This is a genomic window from Nocardia sp. NPDC051833 (assembly GCF_040681225.1).
GTDB lineage: Bacteria > Actinomycetota > Actinomycetes > Mycobacteriales > Mycobacteriaceae > Nocardia.
The window spans coordinates 72,316-90,561 of record NZ_JBFAYK010000002.1 but is presented as its reverse complement, the minus strand read 5'-3'; the positions used below and the strand labels follow the sequence as shown (position 1 = coordinate 90,561).

At 71.2% G+C, this 18,246-nt stretch carries 19 protein-coding genes; 15 read left to right on the top strand and 4 right to left on the bottom strand.

Annotated elements, in window-relative coordinates; genetic code table 11:
• Positions 1–48 precede the first annotated feature (48 nt).
• The 14 genes from AB0L91_RS18425 (at position 49) to AB0L91_RS18360 (ending at position 14,509) form a co-directional block, all read left to right on the top strand.
• On the top strand, positions 49–1,476 hold the full coding sequence (locus tag AB0L91_RS18425) for a condensation domain-containing protein (RefSeq protein ID WP_365011512.1): 1,428 nt from the start codon (positions 49–51) through the stop codon (positions 1,474–1,476).
• Positions 1,477–1,478: 2 nt separating this feature from the next.
• Complete coding sequence (locus tag AB0L91_RS18420; RefSeq protein WP_365011510.1) at positions 1,479–2,735, top strand: glycosyltransferase; 1,257 nt, start codon at positions 1,479–1,481, stop codon at positions 2,733–2,735.
• Complete coding sequence (locus AB0L91_RS18415; protein ID WP_365011508.1) at positions 2,732–3,694, top strand: ATP-binding cassette domain-containing protein; 963 nt, start codon at positions 2,732–2,734, stop codon at positions 3,692–3,694. The genes AB0L91_RS18420 and AB0L91_RS18415 overlap by 4 nt, the downstream gene beginning before the upstream one ends.
• 29 nt (positions 3,695–3,723) lie before the next feature.
• Positions 3,724–4,548, top strand: a complete 825-nt coding sequence (locus AB0L91_RS18410) for an ABC transporter permease (protein WP_365011506.1) — start codon at positions 3,724–3,726, stop codon at positions 4,546–4,548.
• A gap of 10 nt (positions 4,549–4,558) precedes the next feature.
• Positions 4,559–5,947, top strand: coding sequence for a hypothetical protein (locus AB0L91_RS18405; protein ID WP_365011504.1), 1,389 nt, complete (start codon positions 4,559–4,561; stop codon positions 5,945–5,947).
• A 33-nt stretch (positions 5,948–5,980) separates the two neighbouring features.
• Positions 5,981–6,142: a hypothetical protein gene (locus tag AB0L91_RS18400; protein WP_365013722.1), complete on the top strand. Its 162-nt coding sequence runs from the start codon at positions 5,981–5,983 to the stop codon at positions 6,140–6,142.
• Positions 6,143–6,244: 102 nt separating this feature from the next.
• A complete protein-coding gene (locus AB0L91_RS18395; protein ID WP_365011502.1) occupies positions 6,245–6,985 on the top strand; it encodes a helix-turn-helix domain-containing protein in 741 nt (246 codons plus the stop codon).
• A 309-nt stretch (positions 6,986–7,294) separates the two neighbouring features.
• Entirely contained in the window at positions 7,295–8,377 is a 1,083-nt protein-coding gene (locus AB0L91_RS18390) for an ABC transporter substrate-binding protein (RefSeq protein ID WP_365011500.1), read from the top strand.
• Positions 8,374–9,234 carry an ABC transporter ATP-binding protein gene (locus AB0L91_RS18385; protein ID WP_365011498.1) on the top strand — a complete coding sequence of 287 codons (861 nt, stop codon included), beginning with the start codon at positions 8,374–8,376 and terminating at the stop codon, positions 9,232–9,234. The genes AB0L91_RS18390 and AB0L91_RS18385 overlap by 4 nt, the downstream gene beginning before the upstream one ends.
• Complete coding sequence (locus AB0L91_RS18380; RefSeq protein ID WP_365011496.1) at positions 9,227–10,120, top strand: ABC transporter permease; 894 nt, start codon at positions 9,227–9,229, stop codon at positions 10,118–10,120. The genes AB0L91_RS18385 and AB0L91_RS18380 overlap by 8 nt, the downstream gene beginning before the upstream one ends.
• 15 nt (positions 10,121–10,135) lie before the next feature.
• Entirely contained in the window at positions 10,136–11,476 is a 1,341-nt protein-coding gene (locus tag AB0L91_RS18375) for an LLM class flavin-dependent oxidoreductase (protein WP_365011494.1), read from the top strand.
• A gap of 107 nt (positions 11,477–11,583) precedes the next feature.
• On the top strand, positions 11,584–12,519 hold the full coding sequence (locus AB0L91_RS18370) for a TauD/TfdA family dioxygenase (RefSeq protein ID WP_357347383.1): 936 nt from the start codon (positions 11,584–11,586) through the stop codon (positions 12,517–12,519).
• A 65-nt stretch (positions 12,520–12,584) separates the two neighbouring features.
• Positions 12,585–14,174 carry an FAD-binding protein gene (locus tag AB0L91_RS18365; RefSeq protein WP_365011492.1) on the top strand — a complete coding sequence of 530 codons (1,590 nt, stop codon included), beginning with the start codon at positions 12,585–12,587 and terminating at the stop codon, positions 14,172–14,174.
• Positions 14,171–14,509 carry a ferredoxin family protein gene (locus AB0L91_RS18360; protein WP_355271782.1) on the top strand — a complete coding sequence of 113 codons (339 nt, stop codon included), beginning with the start codon at positions 14,171–14,173 and terminating at the stop codon, positions 14,507–14,509. The genes AB0L91_RS18365 and AB0L91_RS18360 overlap by 4 nt, the downstream gene beginning before the upstream one ends.
• Here the strand turns inward: AB0L91_RS18360 and AB0L91_RS18355 are convergent.
• Positions 14,499–15,215 (bottom strand): hypothetical protein, encoded by a 717-nt coding sequence (locus AB0L91_RS18355; RefSeq protein ID WP_365011490.1) that lies wholly within the window; start codon positions 15,213–15,215, stop codon positions 14,499–14,501. The two genes, AB0L91_RS18360 and AB0L91_RS18355, sit on opposite strands and share 11 nt — an antisense overlap.
• Before the next feature lie 260 nt (positions 15,216–15,475).
• Here AB0L91_RS18355 and AB0L91_RS18350 point away from each other — a divergent pair, with 260 nt between their 5' ends.
• Positions 15,476–15,817 (top strand): hypothetical protein, encoded by a 342-nt coding sequence (locus tag AB0L91_RS18350; RefSeq protein ID WP_357347391.1) that lies wholly within the window; start codon positions 15,476–15,478, stop codon positions 15,815–15,817.
• Between the two features lie 22 nt (positions 15,818–15,839).
• Here AB0L91_RS18350 and AB0L91_RS18345 read toward each other — a convergent pair whose 3' ends face one another.
• The 3 genes from AB0L91_RS18345 to AB0L91_RS18335 form a co-directional block, all read right to left on the bottom strand.
• Positions 15,840–16,826 carry a helix-turn-helix domain-containing protein gene (locus AB0L91_RS18345; RefSeq protein ID WP_365011489.1) on the bottom strand — a complete coding sequence of 329 codons (987 nt, stop codon included), beginning with the start codon at positions 16,824–16,826 and terminating at the stop codon, positions 15,840–15,842.
• Positions 16,827–16,922: 96 nt separating this feature from the next.
• Complete coding sequence (locus tag AB0L91_RS18340) at positions 16,923–17,294, bottom strand: nuclear transport factor 2 family protein (protein ID WP_355271776.1); 372 nt, start codon at positions 17,292–17,294, stop codon at positions 16,923–16,925.
• Positions 17,295–17,363: 69 nt separating this feature from the next.
• Positions 17,364–17,933, bottom strand: coding sequence for a hypothetical protein (locus AB0L91_RS18335; protein WP_365011487.1), 570 nt, complete (start codon positions 17,931–17,933; stop codon positions 17,364–17,366).
• Between the last annotated feature and the right edge of the window lie 313 nt (positions 17,934–18,246).

The window sequence follows — 18,246 nt, the reverse complement described above, 5'->3', positions numbered from 1 at the left end:
CCCGTTCGCGCCGTCTTCGGCATGCACTGCACCTCGAGGTGACCCCGCATGGAATACACCCATCTGTCCGAATTCACGATCCGCTCCGGCGCCCTGTCCATCTGGACCCCGGAGCTGGCCGACACCGGCTCGTGGTACGACGACGAACGCCCGCTCGCCAGCGTGCACTCCCAGTACCTCGGCTTCCTCGATCCCGAGGATCCCACCCCCGGTCGCGGCCGCTGGATCGGCACCATCTTCGAGATGGACGCCCCGCTGGACGCGCGGGTGTGGGCCAGGACCCTGGAACTGTGGCACGACCGCCACGAGGGCTTCCGCACCACGGTCGCCCCCACCGGCGACGGCGACTACCACCGGATCACCACCGCCCCCGGCACCGTGCGGGTCGCCTCGGCGCCGGTCCCCGAACTCACCGACGGTGACCTGATCAACGAATTCCTGTGCGACACGCTGGAACTGCGGCTGTCGCCGCTGATCTGGCCGCATCTGCTGGTGGCCACCGTCGCCCACGACACCGACGACTTCACCGTCCTGGTCGCCGCCGATCACTCGGTGCTCGACGCCTACTCCCAGGCCGTGCTGATCCTCGAGCTGCGCACCCTCTACACCGCGGTGCGCGACGGCGGGGAGATCCGCGATTCGGCCACCTTCGGCAGCGCCGCCGACTTCGCCGCCGTCGAACGCGCCGCCGCCGAGGAACTCACCCCCGACTCCCCCGCCGTCGCGGTGTGGCGCGACTTCGTCGGCACGCCCGGCTCGCCGATGCCCCGCTTCGCCGAGGGCCTGGTGGCCGCACTCGACGGAGAGCACGCCCAGCCCAGTGTCTCGCGCACGCTGCTGACCCTCGACCAGCTCGAAGAGGTCGAGGAGGCGCTCGACCGGCTCAAGCACCGGCTCTCGGTCACCGTCTTCGCCGCGCTGGCCGCCGCCTCGCGAGAGGTGTTCGGCGACGACCGGTTCCGCACCATCATGCCGATCGCGACCCGCCCCGACCTGACCTGGCTCGAGTCGATGGGCTGGTTCGTCAACGTGGTGCCGGTCGACATCACCCTGCCCGCGGGCGCCGACATGGGCGCCGCGCTCGACGTCACCCGGGCCGCCCTCAAGCGCGCCCACATCTGCAACGACGCCTCGTGGGGCCGGTCGCTGGCGATGGCGGGGGCGCTCGAGGGCCCGACCTTCGGCGCCTCGTTCCTCGACATCCGGATGCTGCCGGACTACGAACTGGTCGCCGACCTGCGCGGACGAACCCTGCGCGCGGTGTCGTACTCCACCGACGAGGTGTACTTCTGGGTCGTGCGCGGCCCCGAGGGCCTCTACGTGTCCACCCGCTACCCGGCCGGCCTGGCCGCCGAGGTGATGGATCGCTTCCTCACCGAATTCGCCAGGGCCATCTACGCGGTCACCACCCTCGCGGCGCCCGTCGCGAGCGCCCCGGTCGCCGACACCGCGTCGGCAGCGCTGAGCGCGGGCTGACGATGCGTGCACTGCTGGCCTTCACCGGCAGCCGTGGCGATGCCCAACCCGGCATCCTGCTGGCCCGCGAGCTCCTGGCTCGCGGGCACTCGGTGACGCTCGCCCTCTCCCCCAATCTCGTCGACTTCGCCACCGCGCACGGCATTCCCGCCGTCGGCTTCGGTCGCGACAGCGCCGAGCTGCTGCGCACCCAGCACGACGACCGGCGGTTCCGCAGCCCCAGCCCGCGTCAGCGGCTGCGGGCCGTGCTGGATCTGCAGCGGCGTGGCGTGGCCGAGGCGGTGCGCGACCTGCTCGCGCTCGCGCCGGGTCACGACGTGCTGGTGACGGGGATGGCGGGCGAGGAGGCGGCCGAGAAGGCCGCCCGGCGGGTCGGCCTGCCGCTGGCCGCGGTGCACTTCTTTCCCATCCACCCGAATCGCTCGGTGCCGGTCGTCCCCACCGCGTGGGGCGCCCGGATTCCCGGCGCGCTCAACCGGCGGATCTGGTCCGGACTGCGGTGGGCGCGCGATGCCGCGCTGGCCGAGCCGCTCGCCGAGTTCGGCATCGTGGAACATCCACTGCCGGGCCGGGTCTCGATCCAGGCCTACGACATCGACCTGTTCCCCGGGCTGGCGGCCGAACTGCCCGAGCGGCATCCCATCACCGGTTTCGCCGTCGACACCGACGGGTTCCTCGGCGGCCCCGCCGATCCCGCGCTCACCGCGTGGCTCGACGCGGGCCCCGCGCCGATCTATGTCGGCTTCGGCTCGATGGCCGTCGACGATCCGGCGGCTCTGGTGGCGATGCTGCGCACGGTCTGCGCCCGGCGGGGCAGGCGGCTGCTGCTGGCCGCGGGCTGGGCGGGCCTGGAGCCGGAGCTGTCCCCCGAGGTCGCGATCGTCGAGCAGGTCGACCACGCCGCGGTGTTCGGGCGCTGTGTCGCCGCGGTGCACCACGGCGGGGCGGGTACCACCGCCGCCGCGCTGCGCGCCGGGGTGCCGCAGGTGATCTGCTCGATCCAGGCCGATCAGCCGTACTGGGGCCGGGCGCTGGCCCGGCTGGGCCTGGCCGGCACCCTGCGCGCCGCGGAGCTGACCGCCGACCGGCTCACCGCCCTGCTGGACCGCGTCGCCGACCCGGAGGTGGTCGCGCGCGCCACCGCGTACGCGCACGCGTTCCCCCGGCGGGGCGTCGCCCTGGCCGCCGACGAGGTGGAAACCCTGGTGCCCCTGACCTTCCCGACCCCCGAACTCGACCATGCCGGGAGGCCCCTGTGACCACCGACATCGCCGTCCGCACCAGCGGACTCGGCAAATCCTACGGCGACTTCACCGCCGTCGGCGGTATCGATCTCAGCATCCCGGCCGGTTCGGTCTTCGCGATGCTCGGCCCCAACGGCGCGGGCAAGACCACCACGGTCCGCATGCTCGCGACGCTGCTGCGCCCCGATCGTGGCAGCGCCGAGGTGTTCGGCTTCGACGTGGTGCGCGAAGCGACCGCCGTGCGCTCGATGATCGGGCTCACCGGGCAATACGCCTCCGTCGACGAAACCCTCACCGCCGGTGAGAATCTGCGCCTGTTCGGCCGCCTGCTCGGCCTGTCCCGCCGGGCCGCCGCCGCGCGCAGCGACGAGCTGCTGGAGGAGTTCGAGCTCTCGGCCGTCGCGCGCCGCAGCGTCTCCGCGTTCTCCGGCGGGATGCGCCGCCGCCTGGATCTGGCCGCGACGCTGATCACCGTGCCCCCGTTGATCTTCCTCGACGAACCGACCACCGGTCTGGACCCGCACACCCGCGACCGCATGTGGGGCATCGTGCGCGGACTCGTCGAACGCGGCGCGACCGTGCTGCTCACCACCCAGTACCTCGAGGAAGCCGACGCGCTGGCCGACCGGATCGCGGTGATCGATCGCGGCACCCTCGTCGCCGAGGGGACGGCCGCCGAGCTCAAGGCCTCGATCGGCGAACAGGTCCTGCGCCTGGACATCCCCGACACCGCGGACCTGCGCCGCGCCGAGTCGCTGATCCAGGAACTCACCGGCGAGGTCCCCGAGGGCTCCTCCACCGGCACGCTGACGGTCGCGCTGCCCGATGTCGCGCTCGGCGCCGACATCGTCGCCGCCTGCCGCGCCGCGGGCATCACCCTGCGGGGTTTCGCGGTCGACCGGCCCGACCTCAACGAGGTGTTCCTGTCGCTGACCGGACACGCCCGCACCGCCGACACCGTCGACGCGGCATGACCGCCCTCCGTGAAAGGTCGAGCAGCGCAATGACTCTCACCACCCACACCGGCACGACGCCGCCGCAGGTCGTGCGCGCGCCGCGGATCACCCGGGTCGGCGCGCTCGCGGCGGTACAGCACGCGCTGATGATGGCGTGGCGTGGCCTGCTCACCTTCCGGCACAGCCCCCAGCTGCTCTACGACGCCATCCTGCTGCCGATCGTCGGCCCGGTGCTGTTCGGCAGCATCTTCGGCACCGCCATCGCGGGCAGCATGGCGGCCTATCTCCCGATCATGATTCCAGGCGTGCTGGTGCAGATCGTGCTCACCTCCTCGGTCGCCACCGGCGTGCAGCTGTCCGAGGACATCCATTCCGGGGTCTTCGACCGCTTCGTCGCCATGCCGATCGCCCGCTCCGCTCCGGTTGCCGGGGCATTGCTGGCGGGCACGGTGCGGTACCTGATCGCCGCGACGACGGTGGTGATCGTCGGCTTCTGCATGGGCTACCGGCCCGAGCACACCGCCGGGTTCCTCGCCGGTGCCGTGCTGGTCGTCTTCGCGACGACCGCGATCAGCTGGCTGTTCGCCTTCATCGGCGCGACCGTCGCCCGGCCCGCCGCCGTGCAGGGCATGTGCATGCTGGTCCTGACCTTCCTCGGCTTCGCCTCCAACGCCCTGGTGCCCGAGGAATCCATGCCCACCTGGATGCAGCACGTCTCGGACGTCAATCCGGTGTCCTACCTGGTCTCCGCCGTGCGCGAGCTGGCCGCCGCGGGCACCGTCGGTGCCGACGCGTGCTGGTCGCTGGTGGCCTCGGTGGTCGTCGTCGCTGTCTTCGCGCCGCTGACCGTGCGCACTCTCCGTTCCCGATGAGGAGTTCCCGATGACCGTCACCTCCCCCGCCGTCGCGGCCGTCGCCACCGGACCGGCCGGCCTCAACCGGATCACCGCCGACGACGACCTGTTCTTCAAGCTGCACAGCCTCTACCCGAACGCGCTGGTCAATCAGCTGGCCTACCGCTTCGACGAGCGGCTCGACCCCGACCTGCTGCGGCGCTGGCACGCGCACCTGGCCACCGGATTCATCGCCCGCAAGGTCCGCACCACCCGGTTCCCGATCGCTCGGGCGCACTGGGAGCCGGCCACGGAGTCGCTGCCGCTGATCTGGTCGCCCACGCCGCTGCCCGACGACCGGGTGCTGGAGTGGTTCCTCGAGCAGGCCGCGGTGGAGTTCGACCCCGAGCGCGGCCTGGTGTGGCAGCTTGCGGGCGCGCACACGGAGTCCGGCGGCACCGTCGTCACCCTGGTCGCCTCGCATGTCGCCTGCGACGGCGGCGGGATGATGCACGCGATCGTCGACTCGCTGGACCGGCTCAATCGCGGCGAGACCCCCGACCGGGCCGCGAGCGCGGGCCATCTGGTCGGCCCGGTCGCCGGCCCCGGCCGCTTCGCCGCCGACATCGCCGACGCGGTGGGACAGGTGCGCGCGGTCGCGCGTGGGGTGCGTCTGGCCCGCCGCGCCCGCGGGGTCAGCGAGCCCGCCCGCAATCCGCGCCCGGCCGAACCTCGCCTGCCGCACGCGGAGACCTGGCAGGCCGCCGAGACGATCGTCCAGGTCGACCTCGCCGACTGGGACGCCGTCGCCGCGGCCAACGGCGGCACCACCAACGGTCTGCTGATCGGTGTCGCCGTCGGTCTGCTCGGGCGCAGCGGCCGGATCGCCGACGGCGCCGACGTCCGCGTGGACATCCCGCATTCGATGCGGGTCGCCGACGATCCGCGGGCCAACGCCACCACCGGGCTGCCGATCAGCGTCACCTACCGCGCCGGTGCGCGGGCCGATCTGCCCGCGGTCCGCGCCGCGCTCAAGGCCGCGGGCCTGGCCTACCGCGATCCCGCGACCATCCCACCGATCCAGCATCTGCAGCCGGTCCAGATGCTGCTGCCGAAGGTGGTGCTGCACAAGTTCGCGCGGACCGCCAAGGCGCCCGAGTGCCTGTGCACGAACATGGGGCGCACCGCCCAGAACATCGCTGTGCTCGGCGAGCACCGGGCGCGCGACGTGATCATGCGCCCCGTGGTCAATCCCGGCCCGGTCGAGCTGTTCCGGCAGGTGGAAGTGGGCGTCAACCTGGCGTTCTCCTGCGACGACGACACCGTCACCCTGGTGGTCACCGGTGGCGACCCCGACCGCTTCCCGACCCGCGCGGCGCTGCAGGACCTGCTCGCCGCCGAGTTCGGCGACTGGGGACTGACACCGCGCTTCTGGTGAGGTCGCGCCGGTGCCCGCGGCTATCGTGGAGCCGTGGGCATCATGGGCGAGCTGTTTCCGGGCAAGAAGCTGCAGAACGAGGGCAGCGGCGACAGCAACGGCCAGGAGCGCGAACCCCGCCTCGACGTCGATCTCGACGCGGGCGTCATCCGGCTCTCGCCGCCCGTCGCCCCGGTGCGGGCCGACGGCGACTGAGCCGCCGCGCACCGCTCGAATTCCGCTATCGGTGCGCGGAAGGATTGCGCCTGATCACGGCGTTGGCGATAGTTCACGGCACTTCGTCGAGAGGGAGCCGCCATGACCGCCACCGAACCGCCGCGCTCCGGCGCGCAAGCAGTCGACCGCGCGGTGCACGTGCTGAACTGCTTCCAGGGCAGCGATCCCGAATTGTCGCTCAGCGAACTCGCGCAGCGGGCGGGATTACCCGTCAGCACCACCTTCCGGCTGGCCCAAGCGCTCGTCCGGGGCAGGCTGCTCGAACAGGATCCGGCCACCGATCGCTACCGGATCGGGCACGGACTGGCCTGCCTGGCGCGCCCCGCGCTCTCCCGGCTCGGTCTCGACGCCGCCGCGCCCCATCTGTACGCGCTCGCCGCCGGTATCAAGATCACCGTCAGTTTGAGCGTGCCCGACGCGGAAGAGGCGCTCACCGTCTTCCAGGCGCGGCCACCGGTGTACTTCTGCCACAACCAGATTCCGCAGGAGCGCAGCCCGCTGTCCAGCAGCGCGGTCGGCCACGCACTGCTCGCGCACACCCCGGCCAGGGGCGACGCGACTACCGGCGAACTGTTCGACACGGTGCGCAGGCGCGGGTTCGCGGTCGAGGAGATCGACAGCGACGAACCGATCCGCGCGATCGCGGTCCCGGTGCTCGGACCCGACCGGCAGGTCTGGGGCGCGCTGGGTGTGCAGGCGCGCTCGGTCCGCCTCGACCGGGATCTCGTGCGGGCCGTCGTGCCCGCGATGCACCAGATCGCCGTGCGCATCGGACCGTATTTCCACGCGGGCGCCGCTGGTACGGGATTCGGCGCACCGTGATTTCCACGATGCGAAAACGGCATTGCCGCCCGGATACCGCCGGGCGCACTATGGAATCCGTTGCGGCGCAGCCCTCGCCGCACTCGTCACCGAAAGTCCCGTCATGATCGAATCCCCCGCGCTCGTCCGCCGCCGTACGGTGGACCTGATGCGCCTGTCGCCCGGATTCTGTCGCCGCTGACGCCGCGGCGGCTCCAGGTCCGCCGATTCTCCCCCTCCTTCCCGGTAATCCGTTCGCGCGGATCGTCGCGGCATGCGCCCGTGTGGCCTGCCGCGCGGTCACGCGTGCCGTCGAAAGCACCCCGAAACATGTTCTCCACCCTCTTCCGACGACGTCCGCTGCGGGCGCTCGCCGCCGCGCTCGTCGTTCCCGCCGCCCTCGCGGTGGTCACCGCGTGCGGCGCCACCAACGCGCCGACGACCGCCGACGGCAAGACCGTCCTGCGCTATCAGGGCCAGACCGGCCTGGTCACGGCCTTCGAACTCGCCGACAGCCTCGGCTACTTCAGCACGATCAGCTTGCAGTGGGAGGGCGATACCACCAGCGGCCCGGCCAATATCCAGGCCGCCGCCACCAAGCAGATCGAATTCGGCAGCGCGTTCAACGGCGCGGTGGTCAAGCTCGCCGCCGGTGGCGCACCGGTGCAGGCGGTGCTGAGCTCCTACGGTTCCGACGCCAAGTCGTTCACCGGGTACTTCGTCCGCGACGACGCCGGCATCACCAGCGCCCGTGACCTGATCGGCAAGAAGGTCGGCGTCAACACTCTCGGCGCGCACCACGAGTTCGTCACCCGGGAATGGCTGCACCAGCAGGGGCTCAGCGAAGCCGAGATCAAGCAGGTCCAGCTGATCGTGGTGCCGCCGGTGAACACCGAGGAGGCGCTGCGCAGCGGCCAGATCGACGTGGCCGCGCTCGGTGGCGTGTACCGCGAGACCGCGGTGCCACGCGGCGGCCTGCGCCCGCTGTTCACCGACAAGGACATCTTCGGCGAATTCGACTACGGCACCTACGTTTTCCGCAAGGACTACATCGCCCAGAACGGTGCTGCGGTCAAGGACTTCGTGCAGGGCACCGCGCGAGCGACCCGCTGGCTGCAGATCACCCCGCGCGACGAGGTGGTCGCCAAGTTCGCCGAGATCATCACCAAGCGTGGCCGCAACGAGAACCTCAAGCTGCTCGACTACTGGCGCAGCTCCGGCATCCCGGTCGCGGGTGCGGTGATCTCCGACCGCGAGATCCAGATCTGGATCGACTGGCTCGAGCGCAACGGTGAACTGCCCAAGGGCAAGATCGCCGCCAAGGACCTGTTCACCAACCAGGACAACCCCTACGCCAACGGCACCTACCAGCCCGCCAGCGGCCCGACCGGCGAGGCGGTGGCCGCGAAATGAGCACCACCACAACCAAACTCGCCCTGCGGGGCGTCGGTAAGCAGTTCGCCGTACGCGGCGCGGCCGAGAAGTTCACCGCCATCGACGACATCAGCATCGACGTCGGCGCCGGGGAGTTCCTGGTCCTGGTCGGCCCCAGCGGTTCCGGCAAGTCCACCCTGCTGGACCTGCTCGGCGGCCTGAGCACCCCCAGCGCGGGGCAGATCCTGCTCGACGGCGCCCCGATCACCGGCCCCGGGCTCGACCGCGGCGTGGTGTTCCAGCAGTACGCGCTGCTGCCGTGGCGCACCGCCCGCGCCAACATCCAGTTCGGCCTCGAGGCCAAGGGCGTGGCGCGCAAGGACCGCAGGGCGATCGCCGAGCACTACCTGGAACTGGTCGGCCTGGCCGGCTTCGGCGACCGCTACCCGCACGAACTCTCCGGCGGCATGAAGCAGCGCGTGGCGATCGCCCGCAGCCTGGCCTTCGATCCGGAGGTGCTGCTGATGGACGAGCCGTTCGCCGCCCTCGACGCGCAGACCAGGGAGTCGCTGCAGGACGAACTGCTGCGCATCTGGCGCACCACCGGCAAGACCATCCTGTTCATCACCCACGGCATCGACGAGGCCGTGTACCTGGGCCAGCGCGTCGCCGTCCTCACCTCGCGACCCGGCCGGATCAAGGCCGTGATCGACATCGACATCGACCGCACCGGCGACATCGACGTCCGCTCCAGCGAACAGTTCCGCGACTACCGCCACCGCATCTGGACCGAACTGCAGAGCGAGGTGAGCCGGGCACAGCGGCTCGAGCTCGCCACCGACGACCGCGCCGCGGCGGCGGTCGCGTCCACCGACAGGAGCCCCGCCCATGTCTAGCGCCGTCCCCGTCCTCGTCCGCCCCGCCGAAGTCGCCGCGGAACCGGCGGTCCCCCTGGCGATTCCGGTCCCCCGGCCCGCCGTGCCCGCCGGGCTGACCCGCGCCGCCCGCACGACCGCCGCGACCCTGATCCGGATCACCAAGCCCCTGCTGGCCTTCGCGCTGCTGCTGAGCGCATGGGAGCTCGCGCCCCGGTTCGGCCTGGTCGACGAGGTGTTCCTGCCGCCGTTCTCGGTGGTGGTGCAGGCCTTCGCCGAACTCGCCGCCAACGGGCAACTGGGCGAGCACGTCTCGGCCAGTCTCACCCGGTCGATCACCGGCTTCTCGATCGCCCTGGTGATCGCGGTGCCGGTCGGGATCGCGATCGCCTGGTACAAGCCGGTCTCGGACTTCCTCAATCCGGTGCTCGAGCTGTTCCGCAACACCGCCGCCCTGGCGCTGCTGCCGGTGTTCGTCCTGATTCTCGGCATCGGCGAGACGTCGAAGATCGCGCTGATCGGCTACGCGACCTTCTTCCCGATCCTGCTCAACACCATCACCGGTGTGCGCACCGTCGATCCGCTACTGGTGAAATCGGCGGTGTCGCTGGGCTTCTCGCCGCTGCGGCTGTTCCAGAAGGTGATCCTGCCCGCAGCCATCCCGTCGATCTTCACCGGTATCAGGATGGCGGCCGCCGGCTCGATCCTGGTCCTCATCGCCGCCGAGATGGTCGGCGCCAGGGCCGGTCTCGGCTATCTGATCACCGCCGCGCAGCAGAACTTCCAGATCCCGCAGATGTACGCGGGCATCGTGGCCATCTCGCTGATCGGCCTCGGTTTCAACTTCGCCCTCGTCGCGCTGGAACGCCGCCTCTCCCGCTGGCGCACCTCGCCGACCGACGCCTGACCAGGAGTTCCTTCCATGTCCCGCAAGACCTTTCACCTCAACGCCTTCCTGATGGGCGTCGGCCACCACGAGGCGGCCTGGCGCCACCCGCGGACCGACGCGCACCGGGTGCTCGATGTGCGGCACTTCCAGGAGCTGGCCCGCATCGCCGAGCGCGGCAAGCTCGACTCGGTGTTCTTCGCCGACACCCTCGCCGTCGGCCCGCGCATCGAACGCAACACCCTCGCGGTGTTCGAACCGGTGACGCTGCTGTCGGCGATCGCGACCGCCACCGAGCGGATCGGCCTCATCGCCACCGCCTCGACCAGTTACAACGAGCCGTTCAACCTGGCCCGCAAGTTCGCCTCGCTCGACCACATCAGCGCGGGGCGGGCCGGGTGGAACATCGTCACCTCGGGCAGCGTCGACGAAGCCTACAACTTCGGCCTCGACGCGATCCCCGAGCACGCCCGCCGCTACGAGCGCGCCGAGGAATTCGTCGACGTGGCGCTCGCGCTGTGGGACAGCTGGGAGTCCGAGGCGATCGTGCTCGACACCGAGGCGGGCGTGTTCGCCGACCCGACCCGGGTGCACACCCTCGACTACGCCGGCGAGCGGTTCCGGGTGCGCGGCCCGCTCAACTCGCCGCGTGGCCCGCAGGGCAGGCCCCTGCTGGTGCAGGCGGGATCGTCGGAGTCGGGCAAGGAGTTCGCGGCGCACCGGGCCGAGGCGGTGTTCACCGCGCAGCGCACCGTCGAGGAAGGCGTGCGGTTCTACCGCGATCTCAAGAGCAGGCTGGCGAAATACGGTCGCGCCGAACACGAGTTGAAGGTGCTGCCCGGCCTGGTGCCGTTCATCGCCGACACCGTCGAGGAGGCGAAGTCGCTCGAGCAGGAGTTCACCGACCTGATCTCGCCGGACTACGCGCTGCGTCAGCTCTCGTCCATGCTCGGTGTCGACCTCACCGCGCACGCGCTGGACGCGCCACTGCCCCCACTGCCCGCCGAGAGCGAGATCGAGGGCGGCAAGAGCCGGTTCACCCTGGTCAAGGAGCTGGCCGAGACCGAGGACCTCACCGTGCGCCAGCTCATCGGCAAGCTGGGCGGCGGCCGTGGGCACCGCACCTTCGCCGGCACGCCCGAGCAGGTGGCCGACGAGCTGCAGACCTGGTTCGAGGCGGGCGCCGCCGACGGCTTCAACATCATGCCGCCGTACCTGCCCGGTGGGCTGGCAGACTTCGTCGACCGGGTGGTGCCGATCCTGCAGGAGCGCGGCCTGTTCCGCGCCGACTACGAAGCCACCACGCTGCGTGGCCACTACGGCCTGGACCCGGTGGAAAGCCGGTTCGCCGAACGAGATTCGCGGGTCAGCGCCTGATGCGAACCCGACGTCTCGACATCGACCTGATGCGGGTGGTGAGCAGTTCCTGTCCGGGCCGCTGAGCACACCCGCCCCCAGCCCGGCATCCCCGAAGGACCGAGAACATGACCACCATCGAAACCCCCCGCACCGCCACCGCACTGGAGATCACTCCGGTCGCCGGGCACATCGGCGCCGAGGTCGCCGGCGTCGACCTGCGCACCGAGCTCACCGACGCCCAGGTCGCGGAGCTCACCGCCGCCCTGCACCGGCACAAGGTGCTGTTCTTCCGCGATCAGGAGATCGGCCACGCCGAGCAGATCGCCTTCTCCCGCCGGTTCGGCGCCGTCACCCCGTCGCACCCCTACGACGACGACGCGCCCACCGAGCACCCGGAGATCCTGGCCGTCGACAGCCGCCTCTACGAGAAGCGGTTCGGCCGCAAGAAGTTCAGCTACACCAACCAGTGGCACACCGATGTCTCGCCGCTGATCAACCCGCCCGCGGCGTCGATCCTGCGCGCCGAGATCGCCCCCGAGCGCGGCGGCGACACCCAGTGGACCAATCTGGCCGCCGCCTACGCCGGACTGCCGGAGTCGCTGCGCACCTTCCTCGACGGCCTGCGCGCCGAGCACCGCTTCGGTGGCCGGATCCCGCCGTGGGAGGCCGACAGCGACTACGCCCGCAAGATCGCGGCCGCGCCGCTGGTCACCGAGCACCCGGTGGTGCGGGTGCACCCGGTGACCGGTGAGCGGGTGCTGTTCGTGAACCCGGGCTTCACCACCCGGATCATCGGCCTGACCCCGCCGCAGAGCGACGCGCTGCTGCAGCTGCTCTTCGACGAGATCGCCCACCCCGCCTACACCGTCCGGTTCCGGTGGGCGAAGGGCAGCATCGCGTTCTGGGACAACCGGGCCACCGCCCACCTGGCCCCGAGCGACCTCGACCACCTCGACGTCACCCGGGTGCTCTACCGCACCACCCTCGAGGGCGAGGTCCCGGTCGGCGTCGACGGCACGGCGTCCAGCTCGGTGGCCGGCGAGAAGTTCACCGGCGCCTGATTTCCCCTCCGGTGCCCGGCCGTCCCCGGCCGGGCACCGGCTTCTTCTCGACAGGAGCACGATCCATGAGCGAAACCTGGCACACCAGCACCGACGTCCTGGTGATCGGCGGCGGCCCCGCCGCGTCCTGGGCGGCGATCCACGCCAGGGAGGCGGGCGCCGAGGTGATCCTGGTCGACAAGGGCTACTGCGGCACCAGCGGCGCCACCGCGCCGTCGGGCACCGGGGTCTGGTACGTCGCGCCCGAGGCCACCGCCCGCGCGAGCGCGAAGGCGTCGCGCGAGGCACTGGGCGGCCACCTCGCCGACCACTACTGGATGGACCGCGTCCTGGACCAGACCTACACGAACATGATCCGGCTGGCCGTCGAGGGCCGCTATCCCTTCCCGGTCGACCCGGTCACCGGAGAGCAGCTGCGCACCGGCGTGCAGGGTCCCGAGTACATGCGGCGGATGCGCGCCTGGCTCCAGCGGATCGGGGTGCGCATCCACGACCACTCCCCGGCGCTGGAACTGCTCGTCGACGACACCGGCGCGGTGCGCGGCGCGGCGGGTCATCAGCGCCAGCTCGACCGGGACTACCGGATCACCGCGGGTGCGGTGGTGCTGGCCTCCGGCGGGTGCGCGTTCCTGTCCGGGGCGCTGGGCACCAATGTCGACACCGGTGACGGCGCGCTGATGGCGGCCGAGGTGGGCGCGCGGTTCTCGGGCATGGAGTTCTCCAACGCCTACGCGATCGTGCCCAAGGGCTCGACCATCACCAAGACCGCCTACTACGGCTACGCCACCTTCTTCGGCGAGGACGGCCGGGTGCTCGAGGACGCCGGGTCCACCAGGGGCCGCTCGGTGATCGCGCGCACCCTGTCGCGGGAGAAGGTCTTCGCTCAGCTCGACCGGGCCGACGCGACGGTGCAGGCGCAGATGCGGCTGGGGCAGCCGAACTTCTTCCTGCAGTTCGACCGCCGTGGGATCGACCCGTTCACCCAGCGTTTCGAGATCGACCTGCTCGCCGAGGGCACCGTGCGCGGCACCGGCGGCATCGATGTGGTCGACGACGACTGCGCCACCACGATCCCCGGGCTCTTCGCCGCAGGTGACGCCGCCACCAGGGAGCGGATCTGCGGTGGCTTCACCGGCGGGGGCAGCCACAACGCGGCCTGGGCGATGTCGTCGGGCAGCTGGGCCGGCGCGGGCGCCGCGCGCTACGCCCGCACGGCGCGCACGGGCGGCGAGGTCGAGGGCGCGGGCCGGGTCGGCCTGCGACCCACCGGTTCCGGCACCCTCGCCGCCGCGGAGGTGGTCGCGGCCGCCCAGGCGGAACTGATCCCGTTCGAGAAGAACTACCTGCGCCACGGCGACCGGTTGCGGCCCGCGCTCGCTCGTCTCGACGAGCTGTGGAACGCCGCCGCCGACGGGCTGGCGGGCACGACCGGCGACGACTGGATCCGGGCCAGACAGGCCGCGGCGATCACGGCGGTCGGCAGGTTGATGTACCGATCGACGTTGTCGCGCACCGAGACCAGGGGCATGAGCAAACGGGCCGATCATCCCGCCATCGATCCGGCCCAGCATCACCACGTCGTCTCCGGTGGCCTCGACGCGCCGTGGACCGGCACCGCCGATGCCCGCAACTCCGGACTGGCGGTGGCGTCGTGATCGAATTGCTGCGCGCGCAGGATTGCATCGGCTGCGACAAATGCGTGCTCGCCTGCCCCACCAACGTGTTCGACCGCACCGAGGACGGCATTCCGGTCATCGCCAGGCAGTCGGACTGCCAGACGTGCTTCATGTGCGAGGCGTACTGCCCCACCGACGCGCTCTACGTGTCCCCGGAGTCCACCGCGCTCCCCCGCGAGGCCACGCTGCCGACCGAGCACATCGGCCGGTACCGGGAGAAGCTCGGCTGGGGCAACGGCCGGACCGCGGGCGCCCGGGTGGCGGTCGGCCCGCGCCTGCCGCACGGCACCCCGCCGCCGCGGCTCATCCCCTGAGCAGGTCCGCCGGTCGTCGCAACGCGCCGAAGAGCGGATCGTCGTAGACGGTGGGTTCGACGACCGGATCGGGCACCCGGAGCAGATCGGCGGTGCTCACCTCGGACCAGTCGTATCGCTGGTTCTCGCACTGCAATTCGACCAGCGACACCGACGACACCGTGTCGTCGAGGCCGAAATCGGCGAAGCCGTCCTCGGCGAGCACCGTCCGGACGTGCTCGACCGGGGTCGGCCGGGTGGCGTAGGCCAGGGCCAGGTACGGCCGCAGCGGCTCGCCGAACTCGGGGATCCGTTCGCGGATCCACACGTCGGTCAGCGCGCGGGTGAGGTCGTCGCGGACCTCGAGCAGATCGGCGGGCAAGGCGATCGGCAGCCGGATCGAATCGCCGGCGACCACGGGCGCGCCGAACCCGATCTGGAACGGGGCGCGCTCGGCGAGGACGGTGCGCGAGCCGGCGACCAGCGCCGCGAGATGCACCCCTTTGACACCGTCGACGAAGCCGATGCCCTGAACCCCGATCCGCAGACGGCCCGCGTCGACCGGTTCGAAACCGGGCAGCCTGGTCAGCGTCGGGGCGAAGATCTCCACCAGCTTGTCGGCGACCGGCTGGGTCGGCGTGACCTGCCAGTCGTAGAAGGACCGTCCCGGTGTCCACCCCGGCCGCCACCACCAGCGGCTGGCAACCGTCATCTCGCTCGCGCTCATCGACCCACCTCCCGACTCGACCGCTCGCCCCCAGCGACCATCCGGTTGACCGGCGGATCTGTTGACGATCGACAGATTCGGCCAGTTCACCCCGACGTACCGGACACGATCGGCAACCCCTCTGCGACGCCAGTTACCTGTCAGCGACGGTATTACCCGGCGTGGCGAACCCGCAACACGGCGAGACCGTTCCGTTGTACCTTCGCTCCCGAGTCATCGCTTTCGGCCCCGGCCCGGCGGCTCGCACTACACTGACCGGCATGCCTGTTCGTCGGCTGATCACGCTGTGTGCGTTCGCCCTCCTGCTGCCCTTCGCCGCCTCCGCCTGCACCATGACGGGCCCCGGCACCACCTCCGAGTGCAACGTGGGCGGGTGCACGGTCACCTTCGAGCGCGGGGTGAGCGCCAAGGCGTCGGTGCTCGGCATCGATGCCGAGCTGGTCGCGGTGAACGGCGACATGGTGACGCTGAGCATCGGCGGACAGCAGGTGACGGTGCCGGTCGGCCAGTCACAGGCGGCCAACGGGATGGATGTCCGGGTCAGCGAGGTCACCCAGGACAAGGTCGTCGTCGTCCTGTCGACCGGCTTGAACCAGAACTGATCGATCGGCGAAAGCCGCTGCGCTACACCGGTTCCGCGCTGCGATAGCTGCGCGCGACCAGCGCCGACCGCAAGCGCCACAGGCCGTGGCTGCGAGTCGCGTCGCAGCCGGTCAGGCGGGCGATCCGCTTGAGCCGGAAGTCGACGGTGTTGGGGTGCACGTGCAGGGCGCGCGCGGTGCGCTGCCGGTTCACGTCGTGCGCGATGTGGCATTGCAGGGTGCCGAACAGCTCGGGGTGCTCGTCGAGCGGATCCAGCAGGGCCGCGAGGAAATCCCGCCCTGGTCCGGGCCTGGTCAGCTGGTATTCCAGCGCCAGGTCGGCGAAATGGTGCAGCCTGCCGTCGACGCCGAGCCGCTGCACCATGTCGAGCAGACTGTGGGTCCGGTCCGCCCAGGTCGGCAGCGCGTCGCTGGTGCTGTGCGCGACCGCGACGGTGATCGGCACGCCCGCGGCGCGGGTCAGAGCGGCGAAGAGCGGATCGAGTTCGTCGGCGTCGATATCGCCGGGAATCAGCGCGGTGCCGCCGTCGCCAGTCAGCAGGGACAGCGCGGTGCCGTCCGACCAGCGGAACAACTCGGCGCGCACCTGTTCGAGCCTGCGCCTGGCCTGTGCCCGGTCGGGACGCACCCGGGCGCCGGGCTCCGGCGGATCAGCGACGGTCACCGCGAGCACCCAGTAGTGCGAGGCGATCTCGACCCCGCACCGCCGGGCCATCGTCGCGGTCGCGCTGCCGTCGAGCAGGGCCGCGGTGATCACGTGCACCGCGCTGTGGTGTTCGCGCAGTACCGCGTAGCGCAGCACCGTCTCCAACGAGACGCCCTGGCGCACCCACGCGGCGACGACGTCCTCGATCTCCGCGGCGCCCACCGTGTCCTCGGCTTCGGTGAACGCGGCGACCAAATGCCGTACCCGGCCCGTGTCGTCTCCGTGCTCGGCGAGCGGCATCGTCGTGCGCCACTCGCCGTCGGAGCCCGACGCCCGGGCGAGGACGGAATGCGACCTCGTCATGTACAGGCCTCCTCGATGTGCTGGTCCCGACCCGAGGACCACGCTACGGAGCGGGCGTTCCCCGCGATGTCCAACATTCTGGACACCGCCGCCCGCTCAGCCGAGCACGTTCGGCTGATCCAGGATCCAGCGCCAGCTCCCGTCCGGCTGCCTGCGCGCGACCTCGACGGTCGCCCCCGTACCGCCGGGCAGCCGCGACGACGTGAGCGCCAGATCGCCTGCCCGCAGCGCGGGCGCCTGCGCGCCGAGCTGGAACACCGGCCGGTCCGCGACCAGGCGCGCGTAGGCGGCTCTGATCTCCGCGATGCCGGTCGCCACCACGCCGTCCGGCAGGGCCAGGACCGCCTCGGATTCGTACAACTCGACCAGGCCGTCGACGTCACCGGCGTTCAGCCGTTCGACCACCAGCCGGCTCAGATCCTCCGGACGCCGCGCTCGTTCCCGCACACCGTCGACACTGTCGGTCATCGTCACCCTCCTCGACATGGGCTGTGCGCCAACGGTAACGCCGGGGTACGACAGAACCGGACGAGCGTTTCAGTGCCCGTCGTGCACGTCGACCGAGTAGCGGTACCAGTCCCCGTCGAACGCGGTGTAGACGGCCTGATAGGCGGTGGGGACGTGCACCGGCGGCCTGGTTCCGGCGGGGAAGTAGGCCAGGCCGCCGAGCGAGTCACCGATCCCGAACAGGCAGCCGCCGTCGCGATCGGAGACCGAGGACACCCGGATCACCCCGATCCAGCCGGCGTCGGACTCCGCGCACCGTCCCCGCGCCACCTCGGTCAGCGCCGATTCCGACAGCCACCAGGCCACCCGGTCCGGAATCCCCGCCGCGACGGCGCCGATCCCGGCCAGGACCACCAGCGGCGCGACCAGCACGGTGCCGTAGCGCCGGTAGCGTGCGCACCCGATCGGCGCGCACGACAGCCAGACCACACCGGCGACCAGCAGTGCGAGCACCGCGACGACGGTGATCAGCAGGTCGAAGGCGGTGGCGTCGTCGATCAGCAGCGCGACGATCGCCCCCGCCGCCAGCACCGTCGACGCGCGCATCGCCGACACCCAGCGCCGGGTCGGTGGCACGGTCCCGGTCTCCACGGTCGTCATGGGCCCACCCTACGGATCCCGGCACCGGAAACGGCGAAACCCCGGAGGGCCGTTGGCCTTCCGGGGTTTCGCGCGCACAGATCACACCGTCACAGCGGCGGGAATCCCGCCGAGCCGGTCGCCATCCAGTTCCAGAATCCGGCTGCCCGGTTGACCAGCAGGGCAATGACGTCGAGAGCAGTGCTTCCCATCAAGTTTTCCTAACATTCGGACGAACGATTCGCTTGCCCACCATAGCAACTCGCCACCGCCGATCACGACACGATCTCGGTGCACTGGAGCATTACCAGTGAGCACGCGCGCGCATTCGTCT

What these genes read in the sequence shown, in the direction of transcription:
- AB0L91_RS18355 (WP_365011490.1), bottom strand. Translation starts at nt 15,215, where the DNA reads ATGAGCGCGAGCGAGATGACGGTTGCCAGCCGCTGGTGGTGGCGGCCG.
- AB0L91_RS18420 (WP_365011510.1), top strand. Translation starts at nt 1,479, where the DNA reads ATGCGTGCACTGCTGGCCTTCACCGGCAGCCGTGGCGATGCCCAACCC.
- AB0L91_RS18340 (WP_355271776.1), bottom strand. Translation starts at nt 17,294, where the DNA reads ATGACCGACAGTGTCGACGGTGTGCGGGAACGAGCGCGGCGTCCGGAG.
- AB0L91_RS18395 (WP_365011502.1), top strand. Translation starts at nt 6,245, where the DNA reads ATGACCGCCACCGAACCGCCGCGCTCCGGCGCGCAAGCAGTCGACCGC.
- AB0L91_RS18385 (WP_365011498.1), top strand. Translation starts at nt 8,374, where the DNA reads ATGAGCACCACCACAACCAAACTCGCCCTGCGGGGCGTCGGTAAGCAG.
- AB0L91_RS18425 (WP_365011512.1), top strand. Translation starts at nt 49, where the DNA reads ATGGAATACACCCATCTGTCCGAATTCACGATCCGCTCCGGCGCCCTG.
- AB0L91_RS18345 (WP_365011489.1), bottom strand. Translation starts at nt 16,826, where the DNA reads ATGACGAGGTCGCATTCCGTCCTCGCCCGGGCGTCGGGCTCCGACGGC.
- AB0L91_RS18370 (WP_357347383.1), top strand. Translation starts at nt 11,584, where the DNA reads ATGACCACCATCGAAACCCCCCGCACCGCCACCGCACTGGAGATCACT.
- AB0L91_RS18380 (WP_365011496.1), top strand. Translation starts at nt 9,227, where the DNA reads ATGTCTAGCGCCGTCCCCGTCCTCGTCCGCCCCGCCGAAGTCGCCGCG.
- AB0L91_RS18405 (WP_365011504.1), top strand. Translation starts at nt 4,559, where the DNA reads ATGACCGTCACCTCCCCCGCCGTCGCGGCCGTCGCCACCGGACCGGCC.
- AB0L91_RS18335 (WP_365011487.1), bottom strand. Translation starts at nt 17,933, where the DNA reads ATGACGACCGTGGAGACCGGGACCGTGCCACCGACCCGGCGCTGGGTG.
- AB0L91_RS18390 (WP_365011500.1), top strand. Translation starts at nt 7,295, where the DNA reads ATGTTCTCCACCCTCTTCCGACGACGTCCGCTGCGGGCGCTCGCCGCC.
- AB0L91_RS18350 (WP_357347391.1), top strand. Translation starts at nt 15,476, where the DNA reads ATGCCTGTTCGTCGGCTGATCACGCTGTGTGCGTTCGCCCTCCTGCTG.
- AB0L91_RS18375 (WP_365011494.1), top strand. Translation starts at nt 10,136, where the DNA reads ATGTCCCGCAAGACCTTTCACCTCAACGCCTTCCTGATGGGCGTCGGC.
- AB0L91_RS18365 (WP_365011492.1), top strand. Translation starts at nt 12,585, where the DNA reads ATGAGCGAAACCTGGCACACCAGCACCGACGTCCTGGTGATCGGCGGC.
- AB0L91_RS18410 (WP_365011506.1), top strand. Translation starts at nt 3,724, where the DNA reads ATGACTCTCACCACCCACACCGGCACGACGCCGCCGCAGGTCGTGCGC.